8 protein-coding genes are annotated in these 8374 nt (G+C 69.3%); all 8 read left to right on the top strand.

The features are described from left to right. Nucleotides 1–248 (top strand): glycine cleavage T C-terminal barrel domain-containing protein (locus APM_RS07400; RefSeq protein WP_305803845.1); only part of this gene is annotated, 248 nt, incomplete at its 5' end. An 11-nt stretch (nucleotides 249–259) separates the two neighbouring features. Continuing rightward, nucleotides 260–634, top strand: a complete 375-nt coding sequence (gene gcvH, locus APM_RS07395; protein WP_007422735.1) for a glycine cleavage system protein GcvH — start codon at nucleotides 260–262, stop codon at nucleotides 632–634. A 14-nt stretch (nucleotides 635–648) separates the two neighbouring features. After that, nucleotides 649–3531 carry an aminomethyl-transferring glycine dehydrogenase gene (gene gcvP / locus APM_RS07390; protein WP_007422733.1) on the top strand — a complete coding sequence of 961 codons (2883 nt, stop codon included), beginning with the start codon at nucleotides 649–651 and terminating at the stop codon, nucleotides 3529–3531. A 94-nt stretch (nucleotides 3532–3625) separates the two neighbouring features. Next, nucleotides 3626–4201 carry a lipocalin family protein gene (locus APM_RS07385; protein WP_007422732.1) on the top strand — a complete coding sequence of 192 codons (576 nt, stop codon included), beginning with the start codon at nucleotides 3626–3628 and terminating at the stop codon, nucleotides 4199–4201. Between the two features lie 83 nt (nucleotides 4202–4284). After that, nucleotides 4285–6027: a S49 family peptidase gene (locus APM_RS07380; RefSeq protein WP_007422731.1), complete on the top strand. Its 1743-nt coding sequence runs from the start codon at nucleotides 4285–4287 to the stop codon at nucleotides 6025–6027. A 298-nt stretch (nucleotides 6028–6325) separates the two neighbouring features. After that, nucleotides 6326–6784 (top strand): division/cell wall cluster transcriptional repressor MraZ, encoded by a 459-nt coding sequence (mraZ, locus tag APM_RS07375; protein WP_013639164.1) that lies wholly within the window; start codon nucleotides 6326–6328, stop codon nucleotides 6782–6784. Continuing rightward, the gene (gene rsmH / locus APM_RS07370; RefSeq protein ID WP_007422728.1) at nucleotides 6781–7722 is read left to right on the top strand and encodes a 16S rRNA (cytosine(1402)-N(4))-methyltransferase RsmH; all 942 of its coding nucleotides are present in this window, start codon (nucleotides 6781–6783) and stop codon (nucleotides 7720–7722) included. The genes mraZ and rsmH overlap by 4 nt, the downstream gene beginning before the upstream one ends. After that, nucleotides 7719–8374, top strand: a 656-nt coding sequence (locus APM_RS07365; RefSeq protein ID WP_007422727.1) for a hypothetical protein, incomplete at its 3' end; no start/stop codon positions are given. The genes rsmH and APM_RS07365, both read left to right, overlap by 4 nt.

Raw genomic sequence — 8374 nt, 5'->3', positions numbered from 1 at the left:
TTGCGTGTCTCAGCGAAGGTCGGGCTCCTGTGCGCGCCGGCGCCGAGCTTCGCGATGCCGCCGGGCAACCGGCCGGGCGCGTCACCTCCGGCACCTTCGGGCCGAGCGTCAACGGGCCGGTGGCGCTCGGCTATGTCCGCGCCGATTGCGCCGGCGACGATTCGACCCTGATCGCCGGGCTGCGCGGCCGCGATATCGGCATCACCGTCGTGCCGCTGCCTTTCGTTCCGCATCGTTATCATCGCTGAAAGAGGACCAGATGACCGAGACCCGATTCTCCAAGGACCATGAATGGGTGCGGCTCGACGGCGACGTCGCGACCGTGGGGATCACCGATCACGCGCAGTCCGCGCTCGGCGATGTCGTGTTCGTTGAACTGCCCGAGACGGGGCGGCATGTGGATGCCGGCGAGGCCTGCGCGGTGGTGGAAAGCGTCAAGGCTGCCTCGGATGTCTATGCCCCGCTGGCCGGCACGGTGACGGAGGCGAACGGCGCGCTGGCCGATGATCCCGGCATGGTCAATGCGCAGGCCGAATCCGGCGCCTGGTTCTTCCGCATGACCCTGGACGACCGCGCCGCCTTCGACGCCCTGCTGACCGCCGACGATTACCAGGCCTTCCTCGCAACGCTCTGACCGGAGCCGCCGCCATGCCGGATACCGCGCCCCAGACCATCGACGATTTCACCGCCCTGCTGGCCGAGGAGCGCTTCGCCCTGCGCCATATCGGCCCCGGACCAGCCGAGCGCGCGGCGATGCTGCGCGCGCTGGGCGCGGCGGATCTCGACGCGCTGATCGCCCGCACCGTGCCGGAGACGATCCGCAGCGCGGCACCGCTCGACCTGCCGGCGGCGCTGACCGAGGGTGAGATCCTCGACGATCTGCGCCGCTACGCCGCGGACAACGAGGTGAAGCGCAGCCTGATCGGGCTTGGCTATCACGGCACCGTCACGCCGCCGGTCATCCTGCGCAACGTGCTGGAAAATCCCGGCTGGTACACCGCCTACACGCCGTATCAGGCCGAAATCGCGCAGGGACGGCTGGAGGCGCTGCTGAATTTCCAGACGATGATGGCGGAGCTTGCCGGGCTCGACCTCGCCAATGCCTCGCTGCTGGACGAGGGCACGGCGGCGGCGGAGGGCGTCTCGCTCGCCCATGCGGTGCACAAGGGCGGATCGACGGTGATCGCCGTCGCGGCCGACCTGCACCCGCAGAGCCGGGCGGTGATCGCGACCCGTGCCGCGCCGCTCGGCTGGACGCTTGAAGATGTCGCGCCGGGGGATGCCGGGGCGATCGAGCAGGCGAAGCCCTTCGCCGTGGTGCTGCAATATCCGGGCACGACGGGCGCGGTCCGCGACCTGTCGGACGAGATCGCGGCGGCGCATCGCGCCGGGGCGCTCGCCATTGTCGCGGCCGATCCGCTGGCGCTGACGCTGCTGCGGCCGCCGGGCGAGATGGGGGCGGATATCGTGGTCGGCTCGGCGCAGCGCTTCGGCGTGCCGATGGGTTTCGGCGGCCCGCACGCGGCCTATTTCGCCACCCGCGATTCGCTGAAGCGGCATATGGCCGGCCGGCTGGTCGGCGTTTCGGTCGATGCGGCGGGGAGCCCGGCGCTGCGGCTCGCGCTGCAGACGCGCGAGCAGCACATCAGGCGCGAGAAGGCGACCTCGAATATCTGCACCGCTCAGGTGCTTCTGGCGGTGATCGCCGGATTCTATGGCGTGTGGCACGGGCCGGAAGGGCTGGCGCGGATCGCCCGGCGGGTGCATCTCGCGGCCAGGCTGCTGGCCGGCGCGGCGCGGGCGGCGGGGCTTTCGATCCGCCATGACGTGTTCTTCGACACGATCGCGATCGAGGCGGGCGCCGGTGCCGACTCGCTGATGCAGCGGGCGCTGGGCGCGGGGTTCAACCTGCGGCGCGTCGATGACGGTTGCGTCGCCATCGCGCTCGACGAGACGGTGACGGCGGCGGAGATTACCACTCTGGCCGGCGTGATCGGCGGCGCGGCGGATGCTGCGGCCTCGCCACTCGACGCGTTGGGGCGGCAGAGCGCCTTCATGGTCGAGCCGGTGTTCCACGCGCATCGCTCGGAGCACGCGATGCTGCGCTATCTCAAGCAGCTCGAGGACAAGGATGTCGCGCTCAACCGCAGCATGATCCCGCTCGGCTCCTGCACGATGAAGCTGAACGCGACGGCGGAGATGATTCCAATCACCTGGCGTGCCTTCGCCGACATCCACCCCTTCGCGCCGATGGAGCAGACCCGGGGGTATCGGGCGCTGATCACGCGGCTGTCGGAGGATCTCGCGCGGATCACCGGCTTCGCGGCGGTCTCGCTGCAGCCGAATTCCGGCGCGCAGGGGGAATATGCGGGGCTGCTGGCGATCCGCGCCTTCCACGCCGCGCGCGAGGAGGGGCATCGCGACATCTGCCTGATCCCCTCCTCGGCGCATGGCACCAACCCGGCCTCGGCGACGATGGCGGGTTATCGGGTGGTGGTCATCGGGTGCGACCGCGCGGGGAATATCGACCTCGCCGATCTCGAGGCTAAGATCGCCGCGCATGCGGGGAAGATCGCGGCGCTGATGATCACCTATCCCTCTACCCATGGCGTGTTCGAGGCGAGCGTGCGGGATATCTGCGCTCGCGTGCATGCGGCGGGCGGCCAGGTCTATATGGACGGGGCGAACATGAACGCGCAGGTGGGGCTGACCTCGCCGGCGGCGATCGGCGCCGATGTCTGCCATCTCAACCTGCACAAGACGTTCTGCATTCCGCATGGCGGCGGGGGGCCTGGCGTGGGGCCGATCGCCGTGGCCGCACATCTCGCGCCGCATCTGCCGAACCATCCGCTACGCTCGGATGCAGGACCCTCGACCGGCTATGGCCCGGTGAGCGCGGCTCCCTTCGGCTCGGCCTCGATCCTGCCGATTCCTTACGCCTATATCCGCATGATGGGGCCGGACGGGCTGCGCGAGGCAACGGCGGTGGCGATCCTCAATGCCAACTACATCGCCCATCGGCTCGCGCCGCATTACCCGATCCTCTACACAGGCGCGAACGGCATGGTCGCGCATGAATGCATCATCGACTGCCGGCACTTCCAGGCAGAGGCCGGCATCTTGGTCGAGGACATCGCCAAGCGGTTGCAGGATTACGGGTTCCACGCGCCGACCATGTCCTGGCCGGTGCCGGGCACGCTGATGATCGAGCCGACCGAGAGCGAGACGAAGGCGGAACTCGACCGGTTTTGCGATGCGATGATCGCGATCCGCGGCGAGATCGCCGATGTCGCGGCCGGCGCGCTCGACCGGGTGGACAACCCGCTGAAGAACGCGCCGCATACCGCCGCCGAGGTGATGGCGGCGACATGGACGCATGGCTATGGCCGCGACCGCGCTGCCTTCCCGCTGCCCCATGTGCGCGCTGCGAAATACTGGCCGCCGGTCAAGCGGGTGGACAACGTGTATGGCGACCGCAACCTCGTCTGCTCCTGCGCGCCGCTGTCGGCCTATGCCGAGGCAGCGGACTGAGCGGGGCGCGGTTTCGCAAATCCCGGCCGGGCCCACATCCAGAGCCGTGCGGGGCGCGTAACCCCGGCACGGCTTTGCATGGAGGACCCGCGTGATGACACTTGCCCGCCGCTCGCTGCTGGCGGCAGCTCCGGCGCTGCTCGCCGGCTGCACGTTCGATACCAGCCCCTATCCCCAGCCTCCGCTGCGCCATGCGCGCGTCGATCTCGACCGGTTCATGGGGCGCTGGTACATCATTGGCCACATCCCGTATTTCGCCGAGGCGGGTTATGTCGGCTCCTATGCCGTCTATACGCGCCGTCCCGACGGGGCGATCGACGACCAGTATAATGGCTATCCGAAGAGCTTTGCCGCGAAACGGTTCCAGTTCACCTCGGTCGACCAGGTGGAACCCGGGACTGACAATGCGGTCTGGCGCGTGACCCTGCTGAACGGTCTGGTTGGCGTGCCGTATGTGATCATGCATGTCGAGCCCGACTATTCGGTGTTCCTCGGCGGATTTCCGAACCGTTCGCTGGGCTGGATCTTCGCGCGCGAGAAACGGATGGACGAGGCGACCTATCGCGCGATGCTCGACCGTTTCTATCGCCAGGGCTACGACGCGCGGCAGTTCAGGCGGGTGGCGCAGTTTCCCGACCAGATCGGACGGCCGGGTTTCGAGCGCGTCTGAACGGCGGGGACATGGCGTTTTGGGGGCCTTGCCGCCGACGCGGCGCGTCGGCATATCATGATTCATGAGGTCAAGCGCCGCCCATGAGTGAGTCTGCCGCGCCGCTGCGCCGCCTGGCGAGGCTGCTGTGGCGCGCGGCGCGCGCGATCGTGTTCGCCATCGGGCTGGTGACGATCCTTCTCGCCGGCGCAGGGCTGTGGGGGCTTCACCGCCTCGCGGGCCGCCCAACGGCGCTGCCGGAACATTTCATCCTCTCGCTCAATCTTCAGACGGCGCCGCCGGACGTCGCCGCGCCGTCGGCGCTGCTGAGGCGGGCGACGGGCGCGACGCCGACGCTTGAGCAGACGATCGCGGCGATCGACCGCGCCGCCACCGATCCGCGCGTGCGCGGCATCGATATCCTTCTCGGCGGCGGATGCTGCGGCCTGACCACGGCCGAGGAACTGCATGACGCGCTCGCCCGGTTCCGGGCCATTTCGCACCGGCAGGTGGTTGCGCGCGCGATGTCCTTCGACGGGGCGGAAGGGCTGGGTGCCTATATCGTCGCGACGGCGGCGAACCGGATCGAACTTTCCGATGCCGGCGATTTCGGGGTCACCGGGCTCGCCCTGCAAAGCCCGTTCGCGGCGGACCTGCTCAAGATGGCCGGGGTCGAGGCGCAGTTCGAGCATATCGGCAAATACAAGACCTACCCGGAACTGTTCACCCGCTCCGGCCCATCGGCGGCGGCGACCGAGATGATGAACAGCCTGGCCGGCTCGCTCTACGATTCGGCTCTGGTGCCGATCGCAGCGCGGTTGAAGCGCAGCCCGGACCAGGTGAAGGCCCTGTTCGACCAGGCGCCGTTCAGCGCCGCGCAGGCGAAACAGGACGGGCTGGTCGACACCGTGCTGCCGCTTTCGGCAGAGGTCGCGCATGTGCGCGGCGTACATGTGTCGCTCGCCGATTATGTCGCCGACGCAGCGCCGGCGCCCGCGGGCGCGCCGAAGGTCGCCCTGATCGTCGCCCATGGCGATATCAACGCGCCTGACGCGCCGGGGCGGCGCAGCGGGATCGATCCGGCCCGCCTGGCGCATGAAATCGCGACGGCGGTCGCGGATCCGTCGATCCGCGCCATCGTGCTGCGGCTCGACACGCCGGGCGGAACGGTGACCGGCTCGGCCATGGTCGGCGCCGAGGTTGCGCGCGCCGCTCGCCTGCACAAGCCGCTGATCGTGTCGATGGGTGCGCTCGACGCCTCTGGCGGCTACTGGATTTCGAGCCACGGCGCCGTGCTGGTGGCCGATCCGGCGACGCTGACGGGGTCGATCGGCGTGCTCGGCGGCAAATTCAGCTTCGGCGGGCTGCTGGCCCGCCTGGGCGTCAGCGTCAGCACGGCCTCGCGCGGAGCGAACGCGCTGTTCGACAGCGCGGTGACGCCGTGGACCCAGGCGCAACTCGCCAGCCTGCAAGGGCAGCTCGATCTCGACTATCAGAAATTCGTCGGCTGGGTGGCTGCCGGCCGGCGGATGAGTCCCGCGCAGGTGAACGCGGTGGGGCAGGGGCGTGTGTGGACCGGCGCGCAGGCCCGCAGCCGAGGCCTGGTCGACCGGCTGGGCGGCTACCATGAAGCCTTCATGACCGTGCGCGCGGCGCTGCATCTGCCGGCCGATGCCGCGCTCGATATCGTCCCCGGCAACGAACAGCCGGGGCTGGCCGCGCTGCTCGCGACCCTCGCGCGGCAGGCGAATCCCCTTGAGGCCGCCGCGTTGCCGGAACCGCTGCGCGGCCTCTTCGCGCTGACGCGACTGCATCGATTGTCGATGGTGCCCGTCGAGCTTCGGTGATATCCAAAAAACTAACGATTGGTTAACGAATCGGGTTCGGCTGGGCCGCTTCGAGAACAAAATAGAAACATGGACAAATGGCCCTTGTCTCGCTGCGTCGCTTCGCGGGCGATTCCGATTTGTTGCGGTCGCGGAGAGGAAATTTTGCGAGTGATCGGTGGAAATCCCTTTGACGCCCATGATCGCCCATGTTATCCCATGACAACCCATAGCGAATCCGACCGGCGTGACGCGTGTGCGTCGGAATGTTTGCAGCGAGGCATACCAACGGCGAGACGAAAGGGCCGCGACAGCGCCGATGAGCCAGTTTCTCGGCACCCACAGGAACAGGCTGGACGCCAAGGGCCGCGTATCGGTTCCGGCGGCGTTCCGTGCCGCCCTGCGCCGGGAGGGTGACTCGCAAGGGCTGATCCTGCGGCCATCCCACAAGCACCGCTGCATCGAAGTCTGGCCGGCGCCGGTGTTTGAGGCGCTGGCGACGCGTTTGCAGGGACTCGACCTGTTCAGCGATACGCATGACGACATGGCGGCGGCGCTCTACGCGGATGCCTGGCCGCTCGAGGCCGACAAGGAAGGCCGGATCCTTTTGCCGGAACCGCTCGTGGAGCATGCGGGATTGCGCGACAGCGTGGTGTTCATGGGTCTGGGCCGGACATTCCAGATCTGGGAGCCGGAAGCGGCCGACCGCCGCCGTGCCGAGGCGCGGGAGCGCGCGCGGATCGGCGGACTTACCCTGCCGGCGGGGGCTTCGGCATGAGCGGCGGGCTTTCCCATGTGCCGGTGCTGCGCGAGGAGGCGGTGGCGATGCTCGCGCCCCGTGCGGACGGGGTTTATCTCGACGGGACATTCGGCGGCGGCGGCTATAGCGCTTCGATGCTGGAGGCAGCGACCTGCACGGTCTGGGCGATTGACCGCGATCCGGCGGCGATCGCGCGCGGCGCGGCACTCGCCGCCCGGTATCCCGACCGGTTGCACCTGATCGAGGGCCGGTTCGGCGACCTGCTCGCTCTGCTGCGCGACCGCGGGGTGACGGCACTCGACGGCGCGGTGTTCGATTTCGGGGTGTCGTCCTACCAGCTCGACGATCCGTCGCGCGGTTTTTCCTTCCGGACCGACGGCCCGCTCGACATGCGCATGGGCGCGGCCGGGCCGACGGCGGCCGATATCGTGAACGGCTATGCCGAGGCGGAACTGGCCGACATTCTCTTTCATTTCGGAGAGGAGCGGGCGTCGCGGCGGATTGCCGCCGCGATCGTCCGGCGTCGTGCCGCTCAGCCCTTTGAGACGACGGCCGATCTTGCGGCGGTGATCCGCACGGTGGTGCGGCCCGACCGCTCGGGCATTGATCCGGCGACACGCAGTTTCCAGGCGCTGAGGATCGAGGTGAACCAGGAACTCGCCGAGATCGAACGCGCGTTGGAGGCCGCCGCGTCGCTGCTGGCGCCGGGCGGGCGTCTCGTCGCCGTGTCGTTCCATTCGCTGGAGGATCGCATCGTCAAACGTTTCATGAACGCTGCGACCGGCCATGTCGCCGCGCCCTCGCGGCACGATCCCTCCGGCCTCGCGCGGCAAGCCGCGGCGCCGCGCTTCCGGGCTCTGACCCGCGGTGTCGTTACGCCCGGAGAGGCGGAGACCGCCGCCAATCCGCGCGCCCGGTCGGCGCGGCTGCGTGGAATCGAGAGGCTCGCGGCATGATCCGCCCGGTGACCCTCGTGACCGGGCTGCTCATGCTGGGCTCGGGTGCCTGGCTGTTCGTGGTGAAGCACCGCGCCGGCACGCTCGAGCACAAGATTGGCGGGGTTACCGCGCAGATCCGCAGTTCCGAGCAGCGCATCCGCGTGCTGCGCGCCGAATGGGCGCTCGAAACCGATCCGAACCGGCTGGCGCGGCTCGCCGCCATGTTCATGCCGCAGCTCAGGCCGATGAAGCCGGATCAGCTGGTATCCTGGCAGCAACTGGCGGATGCCCTTCCGCCGCCGGGTGCGGAACTGCCGCATCTGCCGTTGCCGCCGCCCTTGCCGGGCGACCTGTCCGGTGCGCCGTCATCTGCCGCCGTTGCCGCGGCGGCTGCGCCGGAGACCGTCGCCCTGGCCACGATTCCGCTGCCCGTCCCGCCGCGGAGCCTGCCGGCGCCAAGGTTCGCGGCGGCGACGTCGCAAACTGCTCTGGCGGCGCCCCAAGCGCATCTCGCCGTGCCGCATCCGGCTGTGCGCCCTGTTGCGGTTCGCCGCTCCGTGGTGGCGCCGGCGCAGCATGCCGTCGTCGTGCACCGGCCTGCAAGCCAGCGGCATGACGTTGTCGCGCGTGCCCACAGCCCCGCCATTGCCGCCGCGCGCCGCCCGCAGAC

Origin of the sequence: Acidiphilium sp. PM (assembly GCF_000219295.1) — a bacterium.
GTDB classification, from domain to species: Bacteria; Pseudomonadota; Alphaproteobacteria; order Acetobacterales; family Acetobacteraceae; genus Acidiphilium; species Acidiphilium multivorum.
Note: the sequence above shows the minus strand (reverse complement) of the source record. Positions and strands in the feature narration are given on the sequence as shown.

What these genes read in the sequence shown, in the direction of transcription:
- gcvH (WP_007422735.1), top strand. Translation starts at nt 260, where the DNA reads ATGACCGAGACCCGATTCTCCAAGGACCATGAATGGGTGCGGCTCGAC.
- gcvP (WP_007422733.1), top strand. Translation starts at nt 649, where the DNA reads ATGCCGGATACCGCGCCCCAGACCATCGACGATTTCACCGCCCTGCTG.
- APM_RS07385 (WP_007422732.1), top strand. Translation starts at nt 3,626, where the DNA reads ATGACACTTGCCCGCCGCTCGCTGCTGGCGGCAGCTCCGGCGCTGCTC.
- APM_RS07380 (WP_007422731.1), top strand. Translation starts at nt 4,285, where the DNA reads ATGAGTGAGTCTGCCGCGCCGCTGCGCCGCCTGGCGAGGCTGCTGTGG.
- mraZ (WP_013639164.1), top strand. Translation starts at nt 6,326, where the DNA reads ATGAGCCAGTTTCTCGGCACCCACAGGAACAGGCTGGACGCCAAGGGC.
- rsmH (WP_007422728.1), top strand. Translation starts at nt 6,781, where the DNA reads ATGAGCGGCGGGCTTTCCCATGTGCCGGTGCTGCGCGAGGAGGCGGTG.